Genomic DNA, 26,689 nt, shown 5'->3' on the forward strand with positions numbered 1-26,689 from the left:
ATTTTGATTAATAGTTTTAAAAGTGTTTCAGTTTACCACAAACCTCCCCTAACAATACCCCACATCCTTCTTCGATGATCTGAGTTTAGAGGATCAACTCCACAATTCATAAGCCAGTTTGCTGCATGATCTCTCTGATCTCTTGAAATAGGTACTCCACAGCATTCAGATAGACGATCAACAAGACCGTATGCACCTGCGGGACTTCTTAACTGATGATAGTTGCATGATCTAAGAGCTCCGCATACACGACCGAAACATTGGGGATTTCTAATTCTTTGTCGGAAAACACGCATTAAATTAGGATCAATATTGCCCATTGATAAAAACCTCCTTTCAAATAAAAGTAAATTACAGAAAAGATAGGAACAGTATAGTATATGAGATGAAAAAGGAGGGGGATAGATAGATTAACTATTTAAAAAAAATTCCAATAATGAACTAATTGTATTTTTTTAAGTAATGACTCAATGTAACCAAAGGCCATACGTATTGATAGCTGTGATAGTGTATATAAAAGTGTCCTGGTAAACCTGCGCCTGTAGGATAAGTGGTCCGATTAGTTTCTGTATTTTGCCATTCTAAAATTCTTATAATTCCTTCTGTGATTTCTTTTGTAGGAAACTCAGAAATAGAAATTAAAGCATCAACTGCCCAACAAGTTTGCACTAGTGTAGAATAGGGTAAAGGAATATATTCTCTATGAAAATCACTCTGGCATGATTCACCCCAGCCTCCGTCAGATTGTCTTATATTTAACAACCAATCTGTTGCTTTCTGAATAGTTGGATGATCAGATGAAACCCCAACTGCTTTTAAGCCTGTGACAGCGGCCCATGTTCCATAAATGTAAGATATCCCCCAACGTCCGTACCATGAACCATTATTAGTTTGATTCTTTATTAGCCATTTTACACTGTTCATTACACGAGGATGCTGCATAGTCAAATTTAAATGATTCCCTAGAAATTCCAATGTCCTGCCGGTGATATCAGCGGCAGAAGGATCTATAGCAGTGTCTTCAAAACTCTGTATCGGGAAAAGCAACTTAATGTATGAGGGACTATTTTTTTTAAATGCTCCCCAGCCCCCGTCATTGTTTTGCATGGCTAGTAACCAATTAACTCCCGAATTCCAGGCCATACTAAATTCAGAATGACTACATGTAAAATTAGATAGTGCCCTTAATGCCGCTTGTGTATCATCAACATCTGGATTAATGGAGTTGCTTTCTGAAAAACCCCATCCTTTATTAGAGTGTTTGTGTTGTAATTTCATTATGAAGTTCGAAGCTAATTGGATAGTTGGATCCTTAATGGTAAGACCCGATTCTTGTAAGGAATAAGAAATTAGTGCAGTGTCCCAAACAGTAGAAGGAGAGTTTTGAATATGTAAAACATCTCCTTTTTCGTATAAAAAAGATCTAATACCTCCAATAGCATTTTGAATAATAGGAGAAGATTTTTTATAACCTAGAGAAAGTAGTGCATAAATCATTAAAAATGTAGAACTTGCGTAACTATATAATGTCCCATCATTTTCAATGGAATTATATAAATGTTGTTCAGCTTTTAGCCTCGTAGATTCTTTATAAGAAGGCAAAATCTTTTTAAATAAATTAAACCATCTTTTTTCCTTTTTAAGTGCTTTGTATTTCTTTTGAGATAAAAATAAATGCTGTAAATCTGGCGTCCATTTATTAGTAACTACAAATTTATCGTGACCTAATATTAAGATAGGAAGAAAGTGTGCTTGTACGTATGAACTGAAATGAAAAAAATTAAATGTTAGAAACTTTGGTATATTCATGATACTAAGTGGGATAGGAAATAGTCTTGGCCAAGGGTATAAGTTGGTAATAGCTAGTAAACACTTCGTAGAAATATGACTTTTTTCAAGCCCTCCATTCTCAACAATAAATTGTTCACTTAATTTCATCGACGGATCATCTTTATTCAAATGTCCAGAAAATAAAAGCGCTGTATATGCTTCAATTGTTGCAGATAAATTGCCTTTTTCATCATCGTAAAGCTTCCAAGCACCGTTATTTTGTTGTTGCTGAAGTAGACGTGCAACAAGTTTCTTTATAAGAGTCTCATCATCATAATCTAATACTCTTAACATGATAATCATATTTGCATCGGTCATTGGTCCACTTTCAAAACAATATCTCCACGAGCCATCATTATATTGGTCTTGCTTCAAATTTTTAATAATTTGTTGTGTTTTTTGGTTAATCTCATGTATTAGATTCATTTATGTTTTTACACCTTCTCCTTTTGTATCTGTAAAAATGAATTGCAATTAAGATATATTATGATGAGAGATATAAAGATAAATAGACAAGTGCGGACAATTGGGGAGGGAGAGAGTTAAAGTCACGTAATTTACTCAAAATTCTATATTTAATAAAAATAGCTCTTATAAATTAATAATCTATCTTATCCATAACGGTGGTGGCATTTCAAAAGAGAGAAAAAACGTTTAGAAGAAGAATATACAAATATAGCATCTGAATATAAAGAGTATTACCAAGATAAAAATTTAGTAGAAGTTTTATCAGAAGAAGAGAGTGAAAGTATTTATGATAAATTACAAGATGATTATCCATTTGTAGAATCGTGTGGAATTGGTGGTATTGATTGGGTATTAATGAAAAACAAAGTGGAAATTACTAATTCTCGTCACATTCAACAGTTTATTAGTGAGCAAAGATATGACAATGCTAAGGTAATTAGTTTGAAAAAAGCATCAGGATATCCAGGAACCCCACCAGTTTTAGTAACTCCAATAAATAATATTATTAAGAGTTTCAATGACTTAAAATATGTTGAGCAAATGCTATATTGTATTGAAAAGAAGTTTGTACTAGAAATAAAATTTAGTGGAGAAATTTTATTAGGGTGGAAGTAACAAATTGTTATGTCTGTTATTAATTATTCAACTACCGGGGCAGGTTAGTTGAACAAAGAAGGTGAGCTTTAATATCTCATTTGAACAAGAAAACAAAGCTTTTGGACTGATTAAACGCTCATACATTATTAAAAGCCCCCTCATTCAAATGAGGGGGCTACTTTTCTAGATAACTATTGTGACTGAATAATATGGTCATTAACAAATGCTTTTATGAAAAATATTTCATTATCATTAGGGTCACGTTTATTTTCTGCCTTAAAGGACTCTATCGCATTTTCTAGTGAGGTGGACTTTACAACTTGGCTTGCAGTTGTTAACTCTTCCCAATATATATTCATTTCATTTAAATCACAGATAGATTCATGACCAAGTAGGAACATTTCCGCATCATATTTTTGAATGTCTTTAATCATAGGCAATAACAATGATTGCTTGTAATGAAATAAAGAATTTGTGGTCGTACCATATGCACAATCACCTAAAAAGATAACTTTTTCATCAGGAATATAAATGATTGTAGAATCATCTGTATGAGTACTTTTGATACTTTTGAGAATACAAATTTTGTTTCCTAAATCAATAGTTAATGTATTTTCAAAGATTACATCCGGAGATTTCAACTTAAAACTGTCCCTGTTTGGCATATCAGTTTGTATAATCTTCATACACATAGCACTCATCTGACTAGTAGTCACATACTTTTGAAGTGAACTATCATCATAAGACAAACTTTGCCATTCTTTTATTATATCGTTTGTTTGACTATTAACTATAACCGTTGCATCAAATTCATTCATTCCTAAGAAATGATCCCAATGTGCATGGGTAATAACAACATATTTAACTGGTGGTACATTTAGATTCTCGATTTCTAGTAAAAAGTCCTTAGCGTGCTGAGGAGAATTACCAGAATCTATTATTAGACTATACCGGTTACCACATACCAATCCTAATGTTGGTCGTTCTCTATCATCTTGATTAGATAAATAATAAATAGTATCACTTAATTTATTTAACATGGGATTTTTCCTCTTTTCTATATATTCATTCATGAAAGAGAAAATCTACATGTATATTCTAAAGTTATTAATATAATTTAAGATTTTCTCTTATTATTATTTTACCATTGGACTTGTACCTCCTTGTTACGATAAGGAAAATTATAACATAACCTATATTACACGTTAAGAAAATTCTGAACATTAATCGTTTTTTAATTCAGTTATTTATAGTTCGCAGTTCGAACATTATTTGTAATAGAAGAGAGGTGCTTGTTCAACTAATGGGGTGCAAGTGTTTAAGATCAAGCAGCCGAAGTCAAAGGTAGCTTTTCTTATTGAGCTAACGAAGCACTTTAGTCGAACAGCGGTTGGACTTATTTGGTAAAATTAATACAAGAAATTGGAATATTATTCGGTGATAAAGTGAAATAAGAATTTTTACCTTTTTTGACCAATCAGGGATATCGAGGTGATTAGTGATGACACTTAAATGGTTATGGATATTGGTTATTGCGTTTAGCATACTAGAATGGATTTCAATCCCATTCATAGGAGCATTTACAGGAAAACTATATCAATTAGTTTATGGCATATTAATAATTGCTTTTATTATTTACCCATTATTTTTCATCACTTCTCTTTTACTATTACAAAAGGGAATTAAAAAAATTGGTGCAGTAATTTTGCTTATTCCACTAATCGTGTATGCACCCTTGCTAATAGGTCTTCAAACGTTGCTTAAATAATGTACTTATTGAGCTAACGGAGTGCTTTACTTGAAGAACATGAAGTTGCATAAGCAGCTATTTTTTTACGAAGCATTTAGCTAAACAAGTTATAAAATGAAAAGAATAAAAATTAAAAAAGCATTCAGGGAACAGTTCACCCTTGAATGCTTTTCACTTCTTTTATTTAGAGTGGATTTCCTGCACACGTCCAATCTGTCTATCAGTAAGCCTGACTTTAATTCCGTGGGGAAGGGTGCTCTGGTAATCTTCCCTTTTTCGATCCTTTATTAACAATAAACAGCTTTGCCTGGTAATATGTCTTCCCGATATTGTCCGTATATTAGACACCCATTTTTCTACGGGTATTGCTTGTTTTTTTCGTTTGCTGGCTTTTCATTTTTTTTGTTGAAAGGTCGACATTCTTTTTTCCTTTATTAGAAGAGGATTGGTTCTTTTTGTTTTCAAGCTGCTGTTTCACGGCCTCTTGCAGGCTGATTTTTTTTTGGGGTACTTCAGAATGATTATTCTCGGTCATAGGAAATGCTCCTTTTTAAATATGTTAGTTAGTCCATTATAATCTATTTTCTATCATTTGTGAAACGTTCCGCTTTAACTTACAACGAGTAGAGACGCTTTTTTACTAACGGCGCAGGCTAGTTCAACAGTGCTGTTTAATTTTGTTAAACAATCGGGCCTAATTGCTTATCAAGGATGAGGAAAGAATATTTTGAACGAAAATTACGTTTGAAGGATTTAGAAGTGAAAAGAGTCTGATATTTTATTGGAAAAATTATGGTGCTTAAACCAAGATTAAATTCCTATCGATAATAAGAGGGAACGCTCATTGACTAACAGGGCAGAGTACTAAAATTACCATTATATTTAAAAAGAGGTAATAATGGATGTTTGTTGTGTAATTATTGTGATAATATGGATGGGAATGGAATTTAATAAAACTATTAAGAAAGTAGGAATTGAATGATTTATGAAGCGAATAACGAAGTAAGAAAAAAATTAGTACCTATGTTTGAAAATATTGATAGCACTATTGTTCTTTCGTATCTCCATGGCCATATGGGAACAGCTTGGGTGGATAACCTTGAGAACCCAACGGTTGCCCAGATAACTGTGGGGATTTTTGTGTTTTATGCTGGCGATCCTAATACTCAAGAAGCTGAGAAATTGCTTTATAATCTCCCCGAATTCACTCTTGCAATTGTTGATTCAGAAGAATGGAAAAATCGAATAGAAACTGTCCATAATGGTGCGGTTGAGAAATTTAAACGGTACAGATTTGAAAAGGATCCAGAGCATCTCAATAGAACACATTTACATAACATAACGTCTTCATTACCAGAAGATTATGAAATCAAGAAAGTTGATAACAATATAGCAAATTTACCGTCTTTCCATGAGCTCTCAGAAGACTTCGTTAATCAATTTGATTCTATTGATGATTTTGTCAATAGAGGTGTGGGGTATGCAATATTACATGAGGGACAAGTTGTTTGTGCGGCGACATCTTTTAGTATTTATGATGATGGTATAGAGATTGAAATTGCTACCCATCCTCAATTTAGAAGAAAAGGTTTAGCAACTATCACAGCCTCTGCCCTGATATTATATTGTTTAGATAGAGGGCTTTACCCTAGTTGGGATGGAGCGAATTCTGAATCTGTCGAATTAGCCAAAAAGCTGGGTTACATATTTAAAGAATCTTATGATACCTATTTTATAGATAATATAAAGTAGTTTGTGAAAAAATGTACTTAAAGTAACGGGTACTTTAGCAAAAGATTACTGAGCTGCATAGACGGCTCTTATTTTATTGTGGAAATAATAATGTAAAGCTTATAAATTAATTGGGTGATTAAAAGTGACTATACAACATAAAAAGATAATCGATTTCTATAATAGTCGTAGACTGTTCAATAAATATCAACGTAAAAATACACCAAGCGTAATCTTTATTGCAGGGTTAGGCGATAGCCATGAAACATGGAAAAAGGTTCAAGACCGAATATCGGATGAAACGTCAACCTTGTCCTATGACAGGGCGGGTATTGGTAGGAGTCAAGACGTAGCAGTCCCGCGAACTTGCTGTGATCTTGTCGAGGAGCTCTCTGAATTGTTACAAGCGCTTGACGTGGAGAAGCCTTATATATTAGTAGGCCATTCCTTTGGTGGGTTGGTCGCCAGATTGTATACCAGTCTTTATCCGCTGGACATCTGTGGAATGGTTCTGGTTGACGCTGCACCGGAATATAAAGAACTCGCCTATGAAAAGGTTCTACCAGAAAATCTACTTGCAGGAAATAGGGAATATTTCGAGAACCCTATGTTGAATAGTGAGAAAATTGATAAAATACAGAGTTATAAGCAAATTGTTGATTATTCAAGACAAAGTGATATCCCTCTCTCAATTATTACAAGAGGTTTACCCGATGATGGTGAAGATGGATGGCCTTCTCAAGAAATATTAGAAATTGAACAAAGTCTACAAGCAGAATTCCAATGGCTGTCAACGTCAAGTAAGTTCCGGATTGCTAGCCGTAGTGGACATTATATACATCATGACGAGCCTGATATTGTAATAGAAGAGATTTTATTAATGTTAAAGGGGATGGGAAAGTGAGCGATATAAGGTTGAAATCTATGGAGGATTTGAAAAGAATTGAGGAGGAATAATACCAACTTCTTAAAGGTGAGCAGATGAGGAATTTGTAACTTTAATGTTGCAATATATCGGTGATCCTGAGCATGAATTAAGTGATGGCTATGTTTTTTAAGATGAGCCTTATGTTAAATATATCTATTATGCGAATGATGGAGTCAAAAAAATAGAGTATATTCTCACAGACGAGGAGATAAAGATTTATAATAATAAATCCGAATTAAAAAATTATTATCTTTTAAGAGAAAATGATAAATATATAATCTAATAATTCCATATACACTTATTAAACTCCCATGAAAAAACGTAAAAATCTTTCATTTTCTGTGGTGTAGTGTTGATTTTGCGCTACATGGATGGCTAACGGGTGGCTTTTCTTGAAGATCATTGAGTTGCATATGCAGCTCTTTTTTTTTTAATACTAACGGAGCAGTTTAGTTGAATAATAAGGAGTAGAAGGTTATTTTAAATAGATATACAAAAGTGGGATTTTAAATTTCATCACTATATTGAATGAATATCTGAAAGATAATGTTCAGCTTTACGTATAGGAAGGAGGAGCATAGTTTTGAAATTGATAGGATTAATCATTCTAGGTGGCTTATTACTTCTTTTATTAAGTTTCATCTACATAATTATTAGTGTAGTGTTGCGAAATAAAAAAGAAAAGTAATTCTGGTTAGTTTAATAGATTTAAATTATTTAATGGCTTCGCAAATATTATGTTTTGGATGTTATGTTGGTTTATGTAATCAGAATTTTACTGCACAATATGAGGAAATTAATAAGTAGGGTTATCAACTACTTACTGCGAATACCAAAGAATTTGTGAAGAATCATACTTTAAATAACGGGGGCGATTGTTCAATTTGAGCAATCGCTTTTTCTCTAACTGGGCAGTTTAGTTGAAGAGTGGTGTTTTACATGTGTTCATCAATCGGGCCATTTAATTGAATAACGCCTTTGATAAAATTAATGAATTTATGTTAAAATTTAGGATAAATTATAAACTGATGTACATAAACTAATGACACAATTTAGTGGCGGAGGGATTATATGTATGAGCGAAATATCTTTTAATGAGTTAGAGAAGAAAGTGAAGAAGATTAAAATTGAAGGTTTTGTCATTTATAAAGGAAATACACGGATCTTTGAATATTTAAAGAATAAAAAAGTCATAAAAAATCCGACAAAGGTTTATTCCATTACAAAGAGTATTGTGTCTATATTAATTGGAATTATGGTCGATAAAGGGCTAATAAAAAACATTCATGATCCAATTTATAACTTCTTTCCGGAAATATTAGAGTTCAATGACCCAATGAAGGAGGAAATCACATTATTTCATTTGCTGACTATGACTTCGGGGTTACAAGTAGGAAAATTCCAAAGTTCAAAAAACTGGGTTAAATTCATACTAGAACAACCAGTTATACATAGACCAGGTTCAACCTTTGAATATAATAGTGGAAACTCTCATTTACTAAGCGCGATCATCCAAAAAGTTTCTGGAGGTTCTACCGCCTCATTTGCTGAAGAATTTCTATTCCATCCATTAGGGATAAAAAAATACATATGGGTAAAGGACCCGCAAGGAATTCACGAGGGTGGCTTTAGTATTTCTTTAAATTTAGAGGACATGGTGAAGTTTGGATTTTTATTACTAAACGAAGGGCAATTTAAATCAAATCAAGTGGTTTCATCTAACTGGATCCACGAGGCAAAAAAAACATATAAACAATTTGAAGCAGAAGAGGACAGAACATTTGGTTATGGTTATCAGCTATGGACTTGTGAAATTGCTAATAGTAACACCAAAATTGAATATTACTATGCAAATGGATTATACGGGCAATATATATTTATTGTTCCGAAGCTAAATATTATGGCTGTGGCTAAAAGCTATCTACAAGATGACCAGTCCTCTGCGCCGAAACTCTTTTTCGAAGAACTTTTACGTAGTTGGATGGATGAGTGAGACATTTAAACAAATGAAAAGGGGTTTTTCTCCTCTTCCGAGATCATAAAAGTATCTTATCTTGATATAAAACAATCGGGCGCGATTCGTGAATTGGAATTGTGCCTTTTTCAGTACTAGAACCAATATTACTAAATAACATCTTTTTTAAAACTGAATATTGATATAAAAGGATAGATAAGATTGTGAAAGCAGTTATTCCGCCATAAGCAAGTATAGCTAAATTTTATTTTTGAAAAATATAATGCAATGGACTCGTCTAATCTGTATTGGAATTTAACACTACATACTTCGAACTAAGTATCTAATGTAATAAAATTAATTTTGTAATATACTATTTTAAATAGGTTAACAATGTTAATTTATGTTTTATTCAAAGATCTCTAGAATGTTCAGTAAAAAAAATATTATAAGGAGTCCCAAAATGAAAAAGAAAATAAACTATTTGATCTTATTCTTAACTGCCATCTTTATAGTTGGTTGTACTAACGTAGATAATGTATCAAATACTGATGGGAAAGCTGATTCACAAGAAGTAACTACAAAAAATAGTGAAAAAGAAAAAACTACGGCTGAAAAACAAGGAGTAGAGGAAACATCAACTCAATCAAAAGATCAACTGTTCAAAGGTTACAAACTAATTGAAGTTGATGGTGGTGATTTGTCTGGACATCGCGAACCTAACGTCGTCGTTGACATTGGTTTTGGGGACCGAGAGTATTGGTCCTTTACGAATGAACACGGGCAAATAGTCCGTGTCATTGCTAACGAAATCGTTCTACAAGATGATCGTACCGAACCTGTAACATCGTCTGGCAGATACTACGCTGATGAAGCAAAAGTTCCTGGTGTTGAAAGAGCAGATTTAGATGAAGGACATGTTATTGCAGATTCTCTTGGTGGGGTATCAAATGCTTATAATATTACGCCACAAGATAGTACGCTTAACCGACATGGTGATCAAGCATATATGGAAGACGCTATTCGTAAAGCTGGTGGAGCTACTAGTTTTGAAGCAATAATCACATATCCTAATACGGAAACGCAGATTCCTTCTCATTACAAGTACACTTACACTTTAAAAGGGAATAAAATTGTAGATGAGTTTGATAACGGCAACCCTGATGAAATAAATAAATCTCTAGGATTAACAGAAAGTAAATCAACTAACTCAAATAAGTCAACAAGTTCTAATAAGGCCAATGCTTTGAATGGCACTGAAGATATTTCTAGCGTTGATACAGATGGAAATGGTCAAGTAACGATTAAAGAAGCAAAAGCAGCAGGTTATAGCATGCCAATAACGAGTGATCACTGGTTATACCCATATATGAAAGACAATGATAACGACGGTATGGTAGGGGAATAAGCATCTAGAACTCAAGGCAAAGTAAACGAATGAAATAAACGGATGACTTTACAGAAACAATCGGGTGCGATTGTGGAAGAAGCGTCGCTGTTCTTATTAAACTCCCATGAAGAACGTAAAAATCTTTCATTTTCTGTGGTGTAGTGTTGGTTTTGCGCTACATGGATGGCTAACGGGGTGCTTTATTTGAAGACCATTGAGCTGCTTAGACAGCTCTATTTTTACGAATCATTTAGCTAAACAAGTTATAAAATGAAAAGAATAAAATAATTTAAAAAAGCATTCAAGGAACAGTTCACCCTTGAATGCTTTTTCACTTCTTTTATTTAGATTGGATTTCCTGTACACGTTCAATCTGTCCATCTGTAAGCCTGACTTTAATTCCGTGGGGAAAAGGGTGCCCGATTTGGTAAAAACATGTTAAATGATATCTCTGGTAATCTTTCCTTTTTCGATCCTTTTTAACAATATCAACAGCTTTGCCTGGTAATATGTCTTCCCGATATTGTCCGTATATTAGACACCCATTTTTCTACGGGTATTGCTTGTTTTTTTCGTTTGCTGGCTTTTCATTTTTTTGTTGAAAGGTCGACATTCTTTTTTCCTTTATTAGAAGAGGAATTGTTCTTTTTGTTTTCAAGCTGCTGTTTCACTGCCTCTTGCAGGCTTATTTTTTTTTGGTACTTCAGAATGATTATTCTCGGTCATAGAAAATGCTCCTTTTTGAATAGGATAGTTAGTCCAGTATAATCTATTTTCTATCATTTGTGAAACTTTCCACTTTAACTTAGTGAAGACGCTTTTTTACTAACGAGGCAGAATAATTGAACAATGTTTGGAAACAATATCGTCGAGAAAAGGAAAAAAAGGAGAGGTGTGATAAATGACAATTAGAATTTTATTATTAATACTATTCGTTAGTTTTAATCTTTCAATAGATGCTTCTGCTGAAGTTCTTCTTAAAGCTGCTTATATACGTAATCATCAGCTATGGATGAAGGAGGGAGATAAAGAAATACAGCTTACAACAGGCCGGTATGTATCCTCTCCAAAGTGGTCAAAAGATGGTCAGTATATTGCCTATTTAGCAAGTAACGAGAATGGAGAAAAAACGTATCTGTATATTTATGATTTAAAGAAAAAGGAAAGCTATCAACCGTATCCATCAATTGAAACAAGTCAAATTAAATGGTCGCCAACATCAAATCAACTAGCTTACAATTCGAGAGGTATCCTAAATGTTACAAAAACAAAAAATGGGCGGCCACACGGCTTTGAAAATGTATCTCTAGGTGTTAGTGATTTTGAATGGTTCCCCGACGGAAAAGCGTTTATCGTTTCATCTCAATCTAATTTACTTCCTACTGGATGGGAACCAGTTCGTCTTTTTAAAGTACCCGTAGATGCCAATCTAGATACGAATAAAATCAAGCCTTTTTACACCATTCAAACAAATACAACCGACTTATTTGCAATTGATGCAGATTATTTTAAGTGGAGCCCTGATGGGAGCTGGGTTAGCTTTCTATTAGCACCAACTGCGTCTTGGTCTAATGATAGCAATACATTAGCTGTACTTTCATCAGCTGGAGATCAATTTCAAGTTATAGGGAAAATGCTTGGGTATGAAAAATGGATAAAGTGGGCTCCTACAATAAATCAACTAGCCTTCATATCGGGTGAAGGAAGATTTTTTGTTGTAAACAAAAGTACAACAGTTACCGAGATTCCTACATTGAATAAACAAAAAGACTACACACCTAAAGGATATGTAGACCTAGATTTAGAATGGCTTTCTCCAGATGAAATAATTGTTGCTCGGGCGAAAGAAAACAAAGCGTGGAAAGTGGGACCAGTTCCAACTATGTTTACTGTGTTGTATGTAATTAATCTTGAATCAGGAGAACAAAAGCAGCTTACATTTCCAAAGAACAATAAAATAGATAATACACCTCAAGTAGTTGGTTCATCTATTACTTGGTATCGAACATCTGAAAAAGAAGACCAAGGAGATGTTTGGGTTAAAGATAGTATGGATGCTCAAGAATATAGGTGGTTAAAAAATGTAGACTCTCCACCAACCTTTTTTATAAAAAGCAACTGAAACAACCGCAGATTTTATTTTTTATTATTTTAGTAAAGGGGGCGAACTACAATCCTTGATCTCGGTGAAAAAAGGGGACACTTTAATGAAGAAAATAATCCTACTAACCTTCAAAATATCGGAGCAGGTTAGTTGAAGAAGGATTAGAATAGAAGAACAAAATTAAATAACATTATACCTTTGAGTGAAATGGAAGTTTTTTATTACTAGAAAATTTACAAGTATTAATAGAGTTTTATGAAAAATTAGGTCTTATACTTTATAAAAGATAATAGAGCAGCTTTATTGAATTAAAGAAGAAGAGAGTTGGATTGGTTATAGGTAGGGAAGGATCAGAAATTCCTTACCACGTTTCAAAAAACATATTGCATTTAATGTTGAATTAGAGGATTTAAAGAAAGCTAAAATGTCGTTAAAATAGCATGGAATCATTGCAAAAATAGCAGGACGCTCAATGTATAAAAAGATTGAGCGTAGTATTTTGATCCTAAAAAGGAATTATTAAACCTGTATTCATTTAAGACAATAATTGAATTTCTATTACTCTTCTTTTTTAAGATTCAAGAAATTACTAATTACCTTTATATATTCATTTTTTGGATATATCTTATATAAATCGCTGGATAATCGAATCGGGTCGCCAAAAAAGTATCGCTCATATTGGGTTTGTCTTGTTCCAAATGAACTCATTGTTAGATCCCAAGCTAAACGAAATATTTTTACTCGTTCCTCTGCGGTCTTAGTAGCTCCTTGAAGATAAAAATCTAAGTCATTTCTAATAATAGAATGAAATGCTTTCTCGGTTGGCAATGTAATCATTCCACTAGCTCCGATTAGCTGGATAATTTCAGTGAAACGAGGATAGATTTTAGGAAAGATATTACCAGCAACTTGAAGCGGGAAAATTTCTGGACGCATATATCCCCATTCATCTAATTTTGCGTTATTTTCAGATTTTTCTAACAAGGCTTTCATCGTTTCTAGACCAATGATGATTTCTGACATCTTTTCTTGGATATGTTGATACTCGCTTATATTAATCGTTTCTATAAGAAGCTCAGCAATACCTAAGACGAACTCTGTTTTTACAATTTGTCTAGTCAATACTTGGTGCTTAGTAAAGGGATGGAAAGAGCTTTGAATTGGGAATTCTTCGGCTACTTCTGCATTGCTGTAATAAAATACCCTATTCCAAGGTACTAATACATTGTCAAAGACGACGATAGAATCCATTTCTTCGAACCGCGAGCTTAATGGATGATTAAAAGAAGATTGTCCGCCGATGAATGTTTCCCTACAAATAAACTTTAATCCTTTTGTGTTAGAAGGGATCGAAAAAGCAAAAGCTTCATCTTCATTAAATAGAAATTTACCTACGCTAAATACTAATACTTCATCTGTTAAACCACCTTGCGTAGCAAGAAGACGTGCACCTTTAATAATGATTCCTTCTTCATTTTTATCAATAACTTTTGCGGCGATTGGCTCATCCGTATTTTCAATGTAGATATAAGAACGATTCACTTGTGGGGAAATAAAGGTATGTGTAAACGACAGGTCATTTTCCCTAGCCAATTCATAAAATGCTTGCAGATTGTTTGGAAAACATTTGTCCTTATTATTTAAAAAGGATACTGAAGAGGCAAAGCTCATTAAAACTGTGTTCAAATAATCTGGGCTTCTTCCCATGATACCCCCTGAATACCTAGCCCAATGTTCAATCATCTTTCTTCTTCTTATTAAGTCCTCTTTCGTTTTTGGTTGCAAATAGGAAAGACCAATAAGCTTTCCTGATACTGGAGAAATAAAAGTCATCTCATCTTTTATTTTTGGATCATGTTGCAAATCATAAAGATCCGCTTTGGACTGAATAAGTCCCTTGAAGGCAGGTTGTTCTGATAACAACCCCTCAATTTTTTCACCGTCGTACCAAATTTCATTATTTAACTGATTTAATCGATTAATGTAATCTTTTCCATTTATAGCCCCCATGTTCCACTCCCCAATTTTAATTGATATTTAAATAAAATTCTTCGTTTATAGCTGTTTTAACAAGTTAAGTCGTCGAATATTTTATTACTATTACTAAAATTATTCTATGTAACTAGAGCTTGCTAATATTCTTTCTTTAACTAACGCAGCATGTTAATTGAAGAAGAAGGAGAAGAAGGTTACTTTAAACAAAGATTCCAAAGTGAAACTATAAATTTCATAACTATATTGAATGAAATGGATGGCTAGAATCGGGAAGAAAGCCATTATGACTACTTTACATAATGAGGAAAGTAACTATAAAAGGGTCACCAAGCCAGGGGCGACCCTTAAATCAGAAATGTTAATACCCTCTATTCATAAAAGTAGCGCCGATAATAATCAGAAGTATAAATAGAACAACAATTAAGGCAAATGCTGAACCATTACCATATCCGCCACCGTAATAGCCGCCATTTTCCATGCCACCAACATTTCCACCATAGCATCTGAGAAGGAGTGGGGTGTTAAACTATTCACCTATAGGCATTAAAAATATATTTTTGTGAGATAAGACAATATAAAAGGGCCACTTGGGATGGAGTGACCCTTAGTAAAAAGTTTAGGAGGTGTAAGGCTAAATTAGCATTACCTTACTATTATTATGATGTGATAGCTATGTTTGTATAGTGAATTGCCTGTGATATGGATTAAAAATAAGAATGCCGTAGCTGCTACATCAAACTAGTGAACATTATGAGGAAATTAATAAATATGGTGTGTTCTACTTTTCATTTGCGAATATCTGAGGATTTGTAACGTGTGGTTGATTTCGTTCCAACTGGTGGGGGAGTCCGATGAGCCGCTGTTCCCCAAGGAGTCGCCCAGCCTCCACTCAAATCAACCAATATACAGTGCATATATTTTAAAAATATCATCATCCAGAGCTTTAAGAAATGAGCCTATAAATCCTAAAAATACTAATGATTACATTATTATAGTAGCTTTAAGTGGTATATTTTGTTAAAATTTAGTCGATAATAGAAAGGGAGGAAATAGAACATTGTATTTCAAGAAAGTCAGTCTTATGTTAACCATCTTATTCATTTCAGCTTCTATATTTACCATACATAATGCAAGTGCAAGTGGTGGTTTTGAAGATATTTCTCCAAAGCATGAAGCTTATGAAGAGATCAATAATTTAGTTGTCAATAAAACAAGCTTCGCAGATGTTGCAGATGGCCGTGAGCTTTCGGGCTATGTAGAACAGCTTAGCTTCTTTAAAAGTGAAAAGGAGCCACCTGTTAAAGGTGTAGCTGTACTTGATACATCACAGGTCATTGGATTAGTTTCCTCAACAACTGATGGATTAAATATTCGTAAATCCAAAGATTCGTCATCTAAAGCTAACATTGTAGGTACTATCAATAAAGGTGGTAAACTATCAGTCTATGCAGTTGAAGGAGATTGGTTAAAAGTTTCCTATAATGATGCCTTTGCCTATGTTTATAAAACGTATGCACAGTTTTTAGATGCAGATGGTAATGCATTAGGGAATATTCAAAAGCAAGTTACTACAACACAAAGTATAAATAGTTATGTAAAACCTACATCTTCTTCAAAGGTTATTTCAACTGTCAATAGTAAAGTGAAATTACCTGTTTATAAAACAGTAAATGGTTACTATTTAACTGTAGTAAAGGGTGTACCGGGCTATATCGTGGCAGATAGTACAGAGGATGTGAAAGTAGAAAAACCTTCTATTCCGAATCCAACCCAAACTCCTCCGAAAGTTTCAGGTGATCTACTAGGTCGAGTGACAGTTGATAATTTAAATATCCGCAAAGAAGCTAACTCTACTTCTACAGTACTATGTAAGTTGAAAAAAGGCGAATATGTTCAAGTAAATAGTATTAACGGTTATTGGGCACAAATTATTTATAACGGTCAAGAAGGGTATGTCCATAAATCTTATTTAAAGATATTAAATCTAAGTGGTAATCCGTTAAAAGATCGTATAATCATTATTGATCCAGGTCATGGTGGCAAGGATCCTGGAACTGTAGTCGGTACTATTGCAGAAAAAAACATTGCATTAAAGGTCAGCACTCTTGTTACGCAAAAGCTTGAGGCGGCAGGTGCAAAGGTTTTAATGACTCGTACTGGGGATACGTATCCTACACGAGAAGGTCGAGTTGACTTTACACATGCTAATTATGGTGAGATTTTCGTAAGTATCCATGTTAATTATGCAGCTAATACTTCTGCGCAAGGTACCGAAACATTTTTCGCTCAAACACCAGGTGATATGCATCAGGAAGACATTGATCTTGCGACGTTTGTAAACAATCAAATTGTTAAAAACGTAAATATGAATGATCGAAAGGTCAAAAAAGGAAATTTCATTGTAATTGCAAATACGAATATTCCAGCCATTCTAGTTGAGCTAGGCTTCCTATCAAATAGTGAAGATCGAGCTAAACTGACAAATGATCAATATATTGAGCTATTTGCTGAATCTATCTACAAAGGAATTTTGGAATATTACTCAAAACAATAGTAAAAAGGGCTACATGGTTCATTAAAGTGTACCCTTTGTAAAGGACATTTTGAAAAAAGCTAGGCAACCTTTTGGAGCTGCTGTCTGTATTTTGCAGGCGGCAGCTTTTTCAAGTTCCATTGCCCTCGATAATGGTTGTAATACATCATATAACTTTTCACTTCTCGTTTTACTTCTTCATGTTTCGCACGCTTTCATATTGGTTTCATCTTTAAAATGACCGAAGAGGGATTCTTGGGGGGCGTTATCCCAACAGTTTCCTCGGCGTGACATCGATTGCACTAGTCCCATTTTCTTCACAAGTTTCCGGAATTGTGGATTCGTATAAATAAATGCATCTTCTGTTAAATGGTAGTGATTTTTCTTCAATTTACGAAGTGTATTGAGCGCGATATCCATACTTAATGAAGCAGATACTTCATATGCTGTTTGTCTCAGTGTCCTTAATTGCTGATAAATAAGCACGTTTGCTGTTCCCGTACGTCAAATACATGATATCTGTTAATAATACTTTTCCTGTTAAGCTAACGGGTGCATTAATTGAACAGAGAAACATTTATTATGGTGTTTCTCTGTTTTAAATAAACTAAAAATATTTCTGATAAAATTCCTTCCTAAGCTTTCCACTTAGTTGTGCATAAATCCGAGTAGTTTCACTTTTTTCATGCCCCATTAAACTTTGAATTACTTCAATGGGTGCACCATTGTTTAATAGGTGTGTAGCGTAACTATGTCTTAATTGATGGGGGTGTATATCTTTATTAATCCCAGTACGACTGGAGATTCGTTTAATGATATACCTCATTCGCGCAATACTCATACGATGTGGGTTTCTTTCAGTAACAAAAATTGCTGGATCTCTATCTTGACGACTTTCAATGTATCTTTTAAACCAAATATCACAGCGTATAATGCAATCGACGAAGTTCTTCTTAAACTAATGGGAGCTTCACTTCAAGATGGGATTCCGTATAGATCCCATCTCTTCTTATTCAACTAACTTTGCAGGTTACTGAAGAAGGAAATAGTTGTATTTAAATTGAAATATAATGTAATAACCTAGATTGGAGTGCTTACAATGATTAAATTCTTTGAATACAACTGGCAGGTAAGAGATGAATGGTTTGACTGGTGCAATCAACTGACAATTAAAGAGTTGTTAAAAGACCACAAGGGTGGAGTAGGAAATATATTATATACACTTTTTCACATAATTGATGTGGAATATAGTTGGATTCGTGGTATTCAAGGCAAAGAAGATATAGTATTTCAGTTTGCTGATTATAATACTCTTGAAAAAGTTAAATCACTTTCAGATAAATCACGCAATGAAATAGCTGAATTTTTAAAAACAACAAATTTAGGAGATTTAAATGAACAACTAGTCAGTGTTTCTTGGGATGAAGATAAATACACTTTTGATGATATATTACACCATATAATTACTCACGAAATTCACCATATAGGTCAACTTTCTGTTTGGGCAAGAGAATTAGAACTGAGCCCTGTACCTGCTAACTTTATTGGAAGAGAGTTACCGAGGGGGTTTATTAATGAAAATGAATAAAAAAACGTATCTAAGTATAGAAGAGATTACTTCTCTACCAACCTTATCAGGTACAAACATAAGTGATGATGGCAAAAACGTAGCATTTGTCAAGAAGACAGCTAACTGGAATGACAATACATATAGGAATCAAGTATGGATATATGAAAAAGATAAGGGGCATTGTTACCCATTAACAACTAGGGATATAGATAGTACCTACCCATTATGGTCTCCAGATTCTAGAAATATCGCATACCTTAGCCCAGTTGATGATGGGAATAATAAGAAAAATCAGATCTTTGTTAAGTCCATAGATGGTTATAGTGGGGTTCAAATTACTGATGAGAAAGAAGGGGTCAATAAATTCAAATGGGAGCCTACTGGCAAAGGTTTTTATTACGTTGCACAGTCAATAGAATCTGAGACGATAAAGAAACGTAAGGAACTATATGGTGATTTCCATCATATAGGTAAGGAATACCAGAATAATTGTTTATATTACATTGAAATAGAAAAAGTGATACAAAATGATGATAAATATGAACACGAAAATAGCATTGTTTATCAACTAACTGAGGGTAAGGATTTTCATGTCCATGAATTTGATATTTCAAATGATGGGAAAAAGGTTGTATTAATGGCTACACCAAGCCCAAATATGGAAGATTATATTAATGGAAATCTATACATACTAGATATTAAAGCTGGTGAACTACAAAAGATGAATATAGATAAGTTGTTGGGAGGGAGCGTTTGCTTTTCTCCTGATGGCAGCAAAATATGTTACTCAGCAAGCATAAGGGAGAAGGATTACTATAAGACTCATATACAAGACAGTACACTAGAGATATATGATATTAATAATGGAGAGCTAATTCAACCTTTAACAGATTTTGATAGTACGGTTATTCCATTACGGTGGACATCTAAAGGAATTTTAATTAGATGGCAGAATAAAACTAATTATCTTATTGGTTTGCTATCTGACGATGGAACTGTGGAAATGTTAAGCGAAAAAGAAGATAGCTTTATAATGGATGCTTCAATAACAAGGGATGGAAATCATTTATCCTATAATAAGGCTATAACAAATGAAACCTTTGAAATCTATTTAGACGATGAAAAAATAACGAATGAGAATAGCTTTTTCAATGGAAAGCTTAAAAGTAACAGAGAAATAATTTCATGGCAAAGTAGTGATGGTCTTGAAATAGAGGGAGTTTTATCAACCCCAGTAGAATTTGATGCAAATAAAAAATATCCCTTATTAGTGGTAATCCATGGTGGACCTGCCTGGGCATCCTTTCCAATATTTTCAGACTGCTTCAATGAGAAATATCCGATTGAACAGTTTGTTGAAAAAGGCTTTATCGTTTTAGAACCAAACTACAGGGGAAGTTCTGGTTATGGTAATGAATTTTTAAAAGCAAACTATAGAAAACAAGGACTTGCTGACTACGATGATGTTATTTCTGGAGTGGATAAATTAGTTAATCAAGGGATTGTAGATAAAGATAGAGTAGGAGTTATGGGATGGAGTAACGGGGGATATATATCAGCTTTCTGTGCTACATTTAGTAGTAGGTTTAAAGCTATTTCAGTTGGGGGCGGAATTACTAATTGGAATACCCATTATGTAAATACAGATATACCATACTTTATTAGGATGTATTTAGGAAATGATCCATGGAATGATCCAGAGATATATACTAAAACATCACCATTGACATATATTAAATCAGCCTGTACTCCCACTTTAATCCAACATGGTGAAAAAGATGCAAGAATTCCAATTCCAAATGCATATGGGCTATATCAAGGATTAAGGGATATGGAAGTTGATACAGAATTAATTATTTTTAAAGGAATGGCATATAGTTCTGACCAGCCAGGAATTAATGTGGCTATTATGAAGCAGAATTTAATATGGTTTTCACACTATATTCTTGGAGAAAGTATGAAAGATTTTAGGGTTTTATGATTGATAAATGGATATCCTCACAGGATACATAAGAATGAAACAGTCTTCATAAACGTCGCAGGTTAGTGAAAGTAGGAGTACTCAAAGACAGTTTAGAAATAAAAAAGCGAACCCAAAAATTTAAGAGGAGAAAGCAATATGAAGAACCTTTTATTATAGTCACACTGTATATTTCCAACATCAGACATAGTTAAAACTGGTAATTTTCATGAACGAAAAATGTGATTTAAGGCTGTGCAATTTTTGGATGCAAATGAACCTTATATTTGTCTGTATCGTGATACTACAGAAATTATCTTAACTAAAACAAACGGCCAAAATGTAATTCCGAATAGGAAACTTATGGCTACGGGTACGATGCTTACTTTATTACAAAAAATCAAGAGGAACTTTAAGAAGAGTTAATCAATTCTAATGTGAAAATCGTCCGTAATTTAGATAATACTGATTACAATAATAAAGAATTTGTAATTGAAGATATAGATGGAAGATGGATAGCATTTGGTATTAAAGTAGGTTATAGAGAAGAAGCTAGTTTGTGAATAAATGTACTTAAAGTAACGGGTGCTCTTGTTTAATTAGAGCATTCGCTTCTTATGCTAACGGTGCAGTTTAGTTGAAGAAGTAATACTATACTATTCACATTATTACCAGGAAAGATGGTGGGCTAATGGAACACGTTCTAAAAGAAATGTTGTCTCCGAGTAATGAATATAAAGTTCAAATTATTAAACGTAAGGATGGTCTTTTTACCACAGAATTATATAGGTGGCAGGAAGACTGCGGATATGAGTATTGGAGTCCTATTAAAAATGGATTGTCTTTGATTGAGACAGAGGAAGGTGCAGTAACACGGGCCATTGAACATCTGAGAGAATATTCTGGGGAAATTATCAATCCTTAATTACTTCTAACAGGAGTGATTGTTCAATTAGAGCGATTGCTTTTTATGCTATCGAGGCAGGTTAATTCAATAAAATAAAGGCAGGAGAAAAAATGAAACGAGGAATCAGTTTTGAAATTCCCAATGAATACGGAAGGTTTCTTTGGGAGGTATTAACACCCTTTGAAATTACTAAATTCATTTGGCTAAGTGGAGGCGAGGAATCATATTTAGTCGAGGATGATGAATTAGGAAAACTACTATTCACAGATGAGGTAAACTGGATAGAAGGCTTATCCCTTAAAGAACTTTTAGAAGATAATAGATATTATCTCATTTTTGTGGACTTAAAAGCCTACTCAAAAGAGAATAATCCATCATTAATTGAACCGTATAGGGATTTGGATTTTTTAAATAGTGATTGTGAACTCGTATTATTAGTTGTGGATTCAGTTTGTGTCACGATTTATTGTAAGGACAGTGAAAAACTAGAAAGATTATTTGATAATGCAAAGATAAAAGGGTTTGAAAATCTCCAATACATTACTGATAAAAATGATACAAGATCAAAGCTATCAGTTTGGTAACAGATGATTTATACCTATACCTTCTTATTCCACTAACGGGGGCAAGAGTTAAACAAGGTGTTGCAGCGGCAGCATCTTGTTTCTTGTTGAACTCCCATGAAAGAACTTAATCATCTTTCATATTCTGTGGTGTAGCTCTGGTTTTGCGCTACATGGATGGCTAACGGGGCAGGTTAATTAAATAAGAAGGTTTTTTTCGATTGTGTTGAATAAGGTAATTTGTGTAAATTGTTGAACAGAAGAGGCGCTTTACTTCAAGTCTGGGGTTGCACCTTGAATTAAAAGTGCATTTTGCGGAATAGGATTAGAAATCACAGGGGAAAAAGAGTTAGCATTGGTGAATATTTTGTGTACCCTATTTTGAGAATTATGGAAATGATATTTAGAATTTTTTAGGTCATGTGTGAAAGTGGCTTGTCTTAGGAGAGGAGATAAAAAAATGATTGAATTACGAAAAATAACCGGGGAAAACATAGATGAAGTAATAGCACTTGAAGTTGGAGAAAACCAGAAAGACTTTATACAAACTACTAACCTCAGAAGCTTTGCAGACGCCCATATGTTGAACGCAGACGGGATACCAGCGACTCCCATTGCCATTTATGCTGATGGAGTTGCGGTTGGATTTTTGATGTATATTTATGATACGTTGGATCATGAATCATTTGAAAATGAAGTTTTTTACGGGAAGAAGAGCTATTTTATATGGCATATTATGATTGAAACGTGTTATCAGGGGAAAGGATATGGCAAACTTGCCTTTGAAAAAATGTTGAAGGATATTGAAAATATGCCAAATGGGGAAGCAGAATATGTAACCCTCTTTTATCGAACAAGTAATGTCATAGCTAAAACATTATACGCTTCATTTGGCTTCGTAGATACAGGAATCATTCAGGATAACTCGATGTTGGCGATTAAAAATCTAGATGGGAAAATAACAGAATCCTTAGTAAAATAGGATCTCTCGGAAAGAAATGTAAGCTATCAACGTCTTGACCCATAATAAACACAAATATCCAGAAGGAAAAACCGATTTTGTAAACTCTGTTTTAGCAAAAATATAATATTTATACAGCAATCAGGCGCGTGTTTAATAAGCGACGCTATTCTTCTTCAACTAATGGAGGGATTTACTTCAATATGGTCCACTTTTTTTTCCAATCCCTAAATCTATTTTAGTAACGAAGCAAAATGTAAAATGTCAAAAAACTGCATCCATGTGGATGCAGTCTTATTTTTTTCTAATCAGTGTATCCCCAAGAGGGATTCCAAACACAACAACCAAAACCGTTAGAATTACCAGGGCTCTAAAAATAAAATACGCAACTTGATCGAACATCGTATCTCTCCTTCTTTTCTTAATAAAATTCCTACATTAAATTCTGTAAGTATCCAACTCCTATTGAGGAGTCAAACTAAACTAATAAAGCACAATGTCATTTGTACTTTATTAGTTTAGTTTACTTCTTAACAACGTATGTATACAGTCGGCAATTTTTATATTTTGTGATCTTCAAATAGGGCGCGATTGTCTTAATAAGCTTCGATGTTCTTCTTAAATTAACGGTGTGTTTTACTTGAAGATCATTGAGTTGCATAGGCAGATCTTTTTTAATTGAATTAACGAGCGGTTTAGTTCAATTACGAATGGATGTTATACTTTAAAGGAAAAATATAAATGATGATCAGAAATTTAACTAAAGTCTAAGAATAAATTAGTGAGGTATTCAAAATAATGATTAAAATAGTACCCCCTAAGCCTTTTTTCTATAAAGGTGGAGAGAAAGCCGTATTACTATTACATTCTTTTACAAGCAATACGAATGATATGAAAAAGTTAGGGAAGTATTTGCAAAAGAACAATTATTCTTGCTATGCACCATTATACAGTGGACACGGTTTAACAGCAGAAAAACTTCTCACATATAGACCGTCAGATTGGTGGCAAGATGTATTAAATGGTTACCAGTTGTTGAAGGAGGAAGGTTTTCAAAAAATTGCTGTGATTGGTCTTTCTCTTGGTGGTGTGTTTGCATTAAAAGTTGGTCAAGAGTTGGAAATAAGTGGTGTTGTAACGATGTCAGTTCCAATACACAGGGAAGCAACTTTTCTGCAGAAGCGTGTCCTTCATAATGCAAAAGGGTACAAACAACTTGAAGGGAAAAATGAAGAACAAATAAATTTAGAAATGAAACGTCTTCAAACGCTGTCTATCGATTCATTAGTTGAGTTCCAACAGTTAATTGATATAACGATGGATAAATTAGCACTTTTAACGTCACCAATTCGTATATTGTATGGTGAATTAGATGAACCATTGTATAAAGAAAGTGCAGAGGTAATTTTTCAAAGCGTTGCGACGAATCAAAAAACAATGAAAGGGTATCCGAACTCTAAACATTTAATGACATTAGGTACGGACATGAACGACGTAAACCAAGATATTCTTACATTTTTAAATGATTTAACTTGGTAGTTTTAATGAATCTTCAACTAACGGTGGCGATTGCTCAATTAGAGTAATCGCTTCTTGTGTTAACAGAGTAGTTTAGTTGAATGAGGGAAAAATATACGAAATAAGGCAATACATTGTTAAGATTGGATAGGGCCAAGATTCTACGGAAAGAAATTAGAAACGGGACGGTAATTAAAGAAGAAGTAAATATTTCTAATTGTATCACGTTGGTTAATGAAGTATTTACTAATGCTAAAGAAATGATTCAAAGGTCTGGAACATCCACTAGGATAGCGACAGTTGGAGAAATAATTTACCTAAATGAAAAAGTAGATATTAAACTCCCAGTAACGGGGCAGGGTAGTTCAAGAAGGAATATTCGATACTCTAAACGAATGATACAATTTATTAATCTGTTTATATTGGATGGAATGGATTGTTTTCTAAAATGACATCAAAAAGGAATTTTTGTATAGAGGTGTTGTGGTAGGTATAACAGTAGAGCTATCTTCTGCAAACATTCTATAAACTGGCTAAAGCCATTAAATAAAGCCACGGCAATGCTGGTATCTTATTATTTTATTCATCCCTTTGTGAATACTAGAATTTGGATACAGGATATAGCAAAATAACAGAAACAATGGAGGTATGAAATTTGAAGATCCAAAGAATAGATCATGTGGGTGTAATCGTAAATGATCTCTCTGCCGCTAAAGAGTTTTTTCTCGATTTTGGACTTGAGGTGAAAGGCGAACGGGAAATGGAAGGAGATTTAATGGGATATGCAGTTGGGCTTAATGACGCTAAAGTAGCATGTGTAGGATTGGGGACTAAAGACAGTCAGACATGGATAGAGCTAATCAAGTTTTATTCACCGTCAGATGAAAAAGATGTTCAGCAAACCTTTGCAAATACACTGGGTATCCGACATATTGCATTCTCTGTTGAAGATATTGAAGCGCTTGTTGCCAAATTGAAAAAGAAGGGAACGGAAATCTTTAGTGAGATAAAGCAATATAAAGAAAGTTATAAATTATGCTACGTTCGTGGTCCAGAAGGAATTATTTTGGAGTTGGCTGAGGAAATCAAATAAGTAATGTTAATTAAAATGAAAGTACGCCTCTTTCGTATTTTTGAAGAAATGTATTTAACTAACGGATGCTTTTCTTAGATCTTTGAGCTGTTTTAGACAGCTCTTTTTTCTTATGATTCCCTTATAAGTTCACACCACTTAGTTAAACTATCGAAGTAACAGCTGCTTTTTTTAGAATATTTCATTTACTTTTGTTTGGTTTTATAGGATGATGTAATAAATTGGTATTTTTGGGTTGCGAAAGGTTAGGTGAAGTTAGTTGTTTAATAATTTAGGTATGTCTTTTTTATGGATGTTACTTGCTTATACAGTCGCAACGTTAGTAGTTTTTATACATATGTTAATCTCCAATAAATCTTTTGGTGTTCAAAATGCGAAACAGGCAGGAACGACTTTTTTAAAATCACCAGTTTATGTTAAATCTAGACCTTACCAGGTTCTTTACAATGTTTTAATATTTCCAATTTTTCTATGGCTATATAGTAAATGGATTGATACGGATAATATAAAAGAATTTATGCTTAATACTGTTATCCAATGGACAATACTTTCAATAATAATTGACTATATTAGTTGGGTTTTAATTCCCCATAAATTTAGGTTAACACATAAAGAATTTTATATTGATTACCAACCTTATATAACTTTAATTTATGTTGCAATTTTTGTTAGTCATTATATTGTAGGATTTTTCATTTCGTAAATTTTATAGGATTCATAACCCTTTATTTTTATATAGGGAGACAGGTGCTTTTTTTACTATCAAAGATGCTTTCCTGTAAAAAGTGAACTGAATGTTCTTGGTAAAATATATAAATTTGTGAATAAATGTACTTA

General features: G+C 33.5%; 23 protein-coding genes and 3 pseudogenes. 16 read left to right on the forward strand and 10 right to left on the reverse strand.

Going from position 1 to position 26,689, the window contains the following annotated elements; genetic code table 11:
* Nucleotides 1-441: 441 nt before the first annotated feature.
* The gene (locus ACZ11_RS07725; RefSeq protein ID WP_049665051.1) at nt 442-2,256 is read right to left on the reverse strand and encodes a terpene cyclase/mutase family protein; all 1,815 of its coding nucleotides are present in this window, start codon (nt 2,254-2,256) and stop codon (nt 442-444) included.
* Nucleotides 2,257-2,505: 249 nt separating this feature from the next.
* On the opposite strand from ACZ11_RS07725, the gene ACZ11_RS27600 reads away from it, so the two are divergent.
* Complete coding sequence (locus ACZ11_RS27600) at nt 2,506-2,913, forward strand: CDI toxin immunity protein (RefSeq protein ID WP_455749208.1); 408 nt, start codon at nt 2,506-2,508, stop codon at nt 2,911-2,913.
* Between the two features lie 173 nt (nt 2,914-3,086).
* Here the strand turns inward: ACZ11_RS27600 and ACZ11_RS07735 are convergent, their stop codons facing one another.
* A complete protein-coding gene (locus tag ACZ11_RS07735) occupies nt 3,087-3,935 on the reverse strand; it encodes an MBL fold metallo-hydrolase (protein WP_049665057.1) in 849 nt (282 codons plus the stop codon).
* A 461-nt stretch (nt 3,936-4,396) separates the two neighbouring features.
* Between ACZ11_RS07735 and ACZ11_RS07740 the strand changes: the two genes are divergently transcribed.
* Nucleotides 4,397-4,663, forward strand: coding sequence for a hypothetical protein (locus tag ACZ11_RS07740; RefSeq protein ID WP_049665060.1), 267 nt, complete (start codon nt 4,397-4,399; stop codon nt 4,661-4,663).
* 162 nt (nt 4,664-4,825) lie between these two features.
* On the opposite strand, the gene ACZ11_RS25700 is transcribed toward ACZ11_RS07740, so the two are convergent.
* Together ACZ11_RS25700 and ACZ11_RS07745 are read right to left on the reverse strand one after the other, a co-directional pair.
* The gene (locus tag ACZ11_RS25700) at nt 4,826-4,993 is read right to left on the reverse strand and encodes a DUF2196 domain-containing protein (protein ID WP_236690805.1); all 168 of its coding nucleotides are present in this window, start codon (nt 4,991-4,993) and stop codon (nt 4,826-4,828) included.
* Complete coding sequence (locus ACZ11_RS07745) at nt 4,986-5,180, reverse strand: hypothetical protein (protein WP_049665063.1); 195 nt, start codon at nt 5,178-5,180, stop codon at nt 4,986-4,988. Before ACZ11_RS07745 ends, ACZ11_RS25700 begins: the two co-directional genes overlap by 8 nt.
* A gap of 443 nt (nt 5,181-5,623) precedes the next feature.
* Between ACZ11_RS07745 and ACZ11_RS07750 the strand changes: the two genes are divergently transcribed.
* The 4 genes from ACZ11_RS07750 (at nt 5,624) to ACZ11_RS07765 (ending at nt 10,666) form a co-directional block, all read left to right on the forward strand.
* Nucleotides 5,624-6,397, forward strand: coding sequence for a GNAT family N-acetyltransferase (locus tag ACZ11_RS07750; RefSeq protein WP_049665065.1), 774 nt, complete (start codon nt 5,624-5,626; stop codon nt 6,395-6,397).
* A gap of 124 nt (nt 6,398-6,521) precedes the next feature.
* A complete protein-coding gene (locus tag ACZ11_RS07755) occupies nt 6,522-7,280 on the forward strand; it encodes an alpha/beta fold hydrolase (RefSeq protein ID WP_049665066.1) in 759 nt (252 codons plus the stop codon).
* A gap of 1,099 nt (nt 7,281-8,379) precedes the next feature.
* Entirely contained in the window at nt 8,380-9,297 is a 918-nt protein-coding gene (locus ACZ11_RS07760; protein WP_049665068.1) for a serine hydrolase domain-containing protein, read from the forward strand.
* 424 nt (nt 9,298-9,721) lie between these two features.
* Nucleotides 9,722-10,666, forward strand: a complete 945-nt coding sequence (locus ACZ11_RS07765) for a DNA/RNA non-specific endonuclease (protein WP_049665069.1) — start codon at nt 9,722-9,724, stop codon at nt 10,664-10,666.
* A 322-nt stretch (nt 10,667-10,988) separates the two neighbouring features.
* Here ACZ11_RS07765 and ACZ11_RS27470 read toward each other — a convergent pair whose 3' ends face one another.
* Both ACZ11_RS27470 and ACZ11_RS26945 read right to left on the reverse strand, forming a co-directional pair.
* Nucleotides 10,989-11,183 carry a DUF2196 domain-containing protein gene (locus ACZ11_RS27470; protein WP_082172791.1) on the reverse strand — a complete coding sequence of 65 codons (195 nt, stop codon included), beginning with the start codon at nt 11,181-11,183 and terminating at the stop codon, nt 10,989-10,991.
* Nucleotides 11,183-11,374 (reverse strand): annotated as a pseudogene (locus tag ACZ11_RS26945) (hypothetical protein). Before ACZ11_RS26945 ends, ACZ11_RS27470 begins: the two are co-directional and overlap by 1 nt.
* Before the next feature lie 175 nt (nt 11,375-11,549).
* Between ACZ11_RS26945 and ACZ11_RS07770 the strand changes: the two are divergent.
* Nucleotides 11,550-12,770 (forward strand): PD40 domain-containing protein, encoded by a 1,221-nt coding sequence (locus ACZ11_RS07770; RefSeq protein ID WP_049665071.1) that lies wholly within the window; start codon nt 11,550-11,552, stop codon nt 12,768-12,770.
* Between the two features lie 540 nt (nt 12,771-13,310).
* On the opposite strand, the gene hpaB is transcribed toward ACZ11_RS07770, so the two are convergent.
* Together hpaB and ACZ11_RS25065 are read right to left on the reverse strand one after the other, a co-directional pair.
* Nucleotides 13,311-14,762: a 4-hydroxyphenylacetate 3-monooxygenase, oxygenase component gene (hpaB, locus tag ACZ11_RS07775; protein ID WP_049665072.1), complete on the reverse strand. Its 1,452-nt coding sequence runs from the start codon at nt 14,760-14,762 to the stop codon at nt 13,311-13,313.
* 343 nt (nt 14,763-15,105) lie between these two features.
* Entirely contained in the window at nt 15,106-15,225 is a 120-nt protein-coding gene (locus tag ACZ11_RS25065) for a YjcZ family sporulation protein (RefSeq protein ID WP_082172717.1), read from the reverse strand.
* A 579-nt stretch (nt 15,226-15,804) separates the two neighbouring features.
* On the opposite strand from ACZ11_RS25065, the gene ACZ11_RS07780 reads away from it, so the two are divergent.
* Entirely contained in the window at nt 15,805-17,301 is a 1,497-nt protein-coding gene (locus ACZ11_RS07780) for an N-acetylmuramoyl-L-alanine amidase (RefSeq protein WP_134008682.1), read from the forward strand.
* Nucleotides 17,302-17,360: 59 nt separating this feature from the next.
* Here the strand turns inward: ACZ11_RS07780 and ACZ11_RS25070 are convergent.
* Together ACZ11_RS25070 and ACZ11_RS07790 are read right to left on the reverse strand one after the other, a co-directional pair.
* A pseudogene (locus tag ACZ11_RS25070) lies at nt 17,361-17,818 on the reverse strand (IS3 family transposase); the annotation flags it as partial.
* 69 nt (nt 17,819-17,887) lie between these two features.
* Nucleotides 17,888-18,208 (reverse strand): annotated as a pseudogene (locus tag ACZ11_RS07790) (tyrosine-type recombinase/integrase); the annotation flags it as partial.
* 171 nt (nt 18,209-18,379) lie between these two features.
* Here ACZ11_RS07790 and ACZ11_RS07795 point away from each other — a divergent pair.
* From ACZ11_RS07795 to ACZ11_RS07840, 8 genes are all read left to right on the forward strand, one after another.
* Nucleotides 18,380-18,868 (forward strand): DinB family protein, encoded by a 489-nt coding sequence (locus tag ACZ11_RS07795; RefSeq protein WP_049665074.1) that lies wholly within the window; start codon nt 18,380-18,382, stop codon nt 18,866-18,868.
* Nucleotides 18,855-20,831, forward strand: coding sequence for an alpha/beta hydrolase family protein (locus ACZ11_RS07800; RefSeq protein ID WP_049665076.1), 1,977 nt, complete (start codon nt 18,855-18,857; stop codon nt 20,829-20,831). Before ACZ11_RS07795 ends, ACZ11_RS07800 begins: the two co-directional genes overlap by 14 nt.
* Nucleotides 20,832-21,501: 670 nt before the next feature.
* A complete protein-coding gene (locus ACZ11_RS07810; RefSeq protein ID WP_049665078.1) occupies nt 21,502-21,735 on the forward strand; it encodes a hypothetical protein in 234 nt (77 codons plus the stop codon).
* A 92-nt stretch (nt 21,736-21,827) separates the two neighbouring features.
* Nucleotides 21,828-22,301: a DUF2691 family protein gene (locus ACZ11_RS07815; RefSeq protein WP_049665079.1), complete on the forward strand. Its 474-nt coding sequence runs from the start codon at nt 21,828-21,830 to the stop codon at nt 22,299-22,301.
* Nucleotides 22,302-22,740: 439 nt separating this feature from the next.
* Entirely contained in the window at nt 22,741-23,262 is a 522-nt protein-coding gene (locus tag ACZ11_RS07820; RefSeq protein WP_049665081.1) for a GNAT family N-acetyltransferase, read from the forward strand.
* A gap of 777 nt (nt 23,263-24,039) precedes the next feature.
* Nucleotides 24,040-24,780: an alpha/beta hydrolase gene (locus tag ACZ11_RS07825; protein ID WP_236690806.1), complete on the forward strand. Its 741-nt coding sequence runs from the start codon at nt 24,040-24,042 to the stop codon at nt 24,778-24,780.
* Nucleotides 24,781-25,414: 634 nt separating this feature from the next.
* Complete coding sequence (locus ACZ11_RS07835) at nt 25,415-25,852, forward strand: VOC family protein (protein WP_049665084.1); 438 nt, start codon at nt 25,415-25,417, stop codon at nt 25,850-25,852.
* Nucleotides 25,853-26,111: 259 nt separating this feature from the next.
* Nucleotides 26,112-26,555 (forward strand): hypothetical protein, encoded by a 444-nt coding sequence (locus tag ACZ11_RS07840; protein ID WP_049665086.1) that lies wholly within the window; start codon nt 26,112-26,114, stop codon nt 26,553-26,555.
* Nucleotides 26,556-26,689 lie beyond the last annotated feature (134 nt).

It is taken from the genome of Lysinibacillus xylanilyticus, assembly GCF_001183605.1.
In the GTDB taxonomy this organism is placed as follows: domain Bacteria; phylum Bacillota; class Bacilli; order Bacillales_A; family Planococcaceae; genus Lysinibacillus; species Lysinibacillus xylanilyticus.

What these genes read in the sequence shown, in the direction of transcription:
- ACZ11_RS07725 (WP_049665051.1), bottom strand. Translation starts at nt 2,256, where the DNA reads ATGAATCTAATACATGAGATTAACCAAAAAACACAACAAATTATTAAA.
- ACZ11_RS07735 (WP_049665057.1), bottom strand. Translation starts at nt 3,935, where the DNA reads ATGTTAAATAAATTAAGTGATACTATTTATTATTTATCTAATCAAGAT.
- ACZ11_RS07740 (WP_049665060.1), top strand. Translation starts at nt 4,397, where the DNA reads ATGACACTTAAATGGTTATGGATATTGGTTATTGCGTTTAGCATACTA.
- ACZ11_RS07745 (WP_049665063.1), bottom strand. Translation starts at nt 5,180, where the DNA reads ATGACCGAGAATAATCATTCTGAAGTACCCCAAAAAAAAATCAGCCTG.
- ACZ11_RS07750 (WP_049665065.1), top strand. Translation starts at nt 5,624, where the DNA reads ATGATTTATGAAGCGAATAACGAAGTAAGAAAAAAATTAGTACCTATG.
- ACZ11_RS07760 (WP_049665068.1), top strand. Translation starts at nt 8,380, where the DNA reads ATGAGCGAAATATCTTTTAATGAGTTAGAGAAGAAAGTGAAGAAGATT.
- ACZ11_RS07765 (WP_049665069.1), top strand. Translation starts at nt 9,722, where the DNA reads ATGAAAAAGAAAATAAACTATTTGATCTTATTCTTAACTGCCATCTTT.
- ACZ11_RS07770 (WP_049665071.1), top strand. Translation starts at nt 11,550, where the DNA reads ATGACAATTAGAATTTTATTATTAATACTATTCGTTAGTTTTAATCTT.
- hpaB (WP_049665072.1), bottom strand. Translation starts at nt 14,762, where the DNA reads ATGGGGGCTATAAATGGAAAAGATTACATTAATCGATTAAATCAGTTA.
- ACZ11_RS25065 (WP_082172717.1), bottom strand. Translation starts at nt 15,225, where the DNA reads ATGGAAAATGGCGGCTATTACGGTGGCGGATATGGTAATGGTTCAGCA.
- ACZ11_RS07795 (WP_049665074.1), top strand. Translation starts at nt 18,380, where the DNA reads ATGATTAAATTCTTTGAATACAACTGGCAGGTAAGAGATGAATGGTTT.
- ACZ11_RS07800 (WP_049665076.1), top strand. Translation starts at nt 18,855, where the DNA reads ATGAAAATGAATAAAAAAACGTATCTAAGTATAGAAGAGATTACTTCT.
- ACZ11_RS07810 (WP_049665078.1), top strand. Translation starts at nt 21,502, where the DNA reads ATGGAACACGTTCTAAAAGAAATGTTGTCTCCGAGTAATGAATATAAA.
- ACZ11_RS07815 (WP_049665079.1), top strand. Translation starts at nt 21,828, where the DNA reads ATGAAACGAGGAATCAGTTTTGAAATTCCCAATGAATACGGAAGGTTT.
- ACZ11_RS07820 (WP_049665081.1), top strand. Translation starts at nt 22,741, where the DNA reads ATGATTGAATTACGAAAAATAACCGGGGAAAACATAGATGAAGTAATA.
- ACZ11_RS07825 (WP_236690806.1), top strand. Translation starts at nt 24,040, where the DNA reads ATGATTAAAATAGTACCCCCTAAGCCTTTTTTCTATAAAGGTGGAGAG.